This is a genomic window from Escherichia sp. 93.1518, assembly GCF_013368915.2.
Lineage (GTDB): Bacteria > Pseudomonadota > Gammaproteobacteria > Enterobacterales > Enterobacteriaceae > Escherichia > Escherichia ruysiae.
Genome location: NZ_JABWMT020000079.1, coordinates 1 through 1,718 on the forward strand (window position 1 = coordinate 1; position 1,718 = coordinate 1,718).

The window sequence follows — 1,718 nt, forward strand, 5'->3', positions numbered from 1 at the left end:
CATTTACAGCCAAAATATTAAGTGGCGCGAATGAAAGCTACTCTATTAATATAGTATACTATTCCTCCGTCAGCCATCAATTGACATGGAATACATTCTACATTAAGACGATAATTTATTTCTGGCTATTACTTCTTGTTTCTTCATGCTTTTTTATTAAAAATTATTCAAAAATATGGTTTTGCATTAGCTTTATCAGCATTGCTCTAGCATGTGATAACTTAATATTATTGCATTTTATGGATTCACGTTATCCTATATGGTATTGGGCCAAAGGGCTTGAACTAGCATCCAGCCTATATATCATATGCACTCTAATGTATTTTATATTTTTGAAATTAAAATATTCAGATTATCTGGCTTCACACGATTTTTTAACTAACACTTATAATAGAGGTGGTTTTTTAAATGCCTTCAAGGCAATACTAAAAAACAACAATAATAATTCCATTTGTGTATTAATGCTCGACATTGATCACTTCAAGAAGATAAATGACCAGCATGGACATCACACTGGAGATATAGTAATAAGCACAGTAACAAAAATCATTGCAAAAACTATTCGCAGAAGGGACTTATTTGGTCGCCTTGGTGGTGAAGAGTTCGCAGTTGTATTTAATGGACTTTCACTCGCACAGATCCCATCAATCAGCGAGAGAATAAGAAGAAATATTGAAATAAAAACACAGAATCTAACTGTAAAGTATGGTGTAAAAAAAGTCACTATCAGCATTGGTGGTTTTGTTGCAAACTCAAACAAGTTTACCCCATCAGAGATGTTGATTAATGCTGACAAGGCGTTATACGAAGCCAAAAGAACGGGAAGAAACAAAGTTGTGATCTATACATCGGACTAACTTCATATAATATAAATTACTAGTAATACCGCTATTCTCCATTGCCTTGAAAGAAACCGCCGCACATATAATAATGTGCAGCGGTTTATACTCTACAATCTCAACAAGTAAGGGCAAAAATCACAACTATCTAATACATAAAGATTTTATTTATTTTTCAAAATGTTAAACAATATCAATTACTACAACAAACTACGATAACCCACCCTTTTCTTTGCCCCTTTTCCTACTTTTTGCCCCATTTTTGCCACCGAAAAAAATTCCAAAACGTCTCAATCAAAGTCAAACCAACCGCAGCACGTTCTTGCATACGACGTGACTGCGGTTTTTCAACTATTCAGATACATCACTCCCATCACATTCATTCCTCCGCATCATAGGCATATAGGCTATATCACCTTGATATTTTTCTTCTTCAGATAAAAACTGTTATCTATGTATACTTTTAAACCCAATCCGTGTAGAGTCTCTGCATAAGATAGTTTGCAGTTGCCGCTTCAGCTTGCGCCATAAACCGCCTGATTTTTGCTGCCACCTGTTAGCATTCCTGTATACCTGAAACGACAATGTTTATCTACGAACTTTAAGAACACCCAAGATAAAAATTGTCAACTATATCATATATAACACATTACTAATTCGAGGCTATATGAACAGCATACTGATAATCACATCTCTCCTTATCATATTCAGCATTTTTAGTCATGCCCTAATAAAATTAGGGATTGGCATATCCAATAACCCAGACAAAACCGATGTATAAGTCAACATATCCTGAATCAGACATACAATATCGCAATGAAAATCAATAATATTTTAAGGAATATCTTCATGAAATCAAAAGACACCCTAAAGTGGTTC

2 protein-coding genes are annotated in these 1,718 nt (G+C 34.2%); both read left to right on the forward strand.

Annotated features, from left to right (window positions below):
- On the forward strand, positions 1 to 857 hold an 857-nt coding region (locus tag HEN21_RS22425), incomplete at its 5' end, for a sensor domain-containing diguanylate cyclase (protein WP_183082951.1).
- Positions 858 to 1,506: 649 nt separating this feature from the next.
- Positions 1,507 to 1,620: a YnaM/YnfT family protein gene (locus tag HEN21_RS22430; RefSeq protein ID WP_120795384.1), complete on the forward strand. Its 114-nt coding sequence runs from the start codon at positions 1,507 to 1,509 to the stop codon at positions 1,618 to 1,620.
- Positions 1,621 to 1,718: the final 98 nt, after the last annotated feature.

Coding starts and splice junctions, on each gene's coding strand:
- HEN21_RS22430 (WP_120795384.1), top strand. CDS start 1,507: ATGAACAGCATACTGATAATCACATCTCTCCTTATCATATTCAGCATT.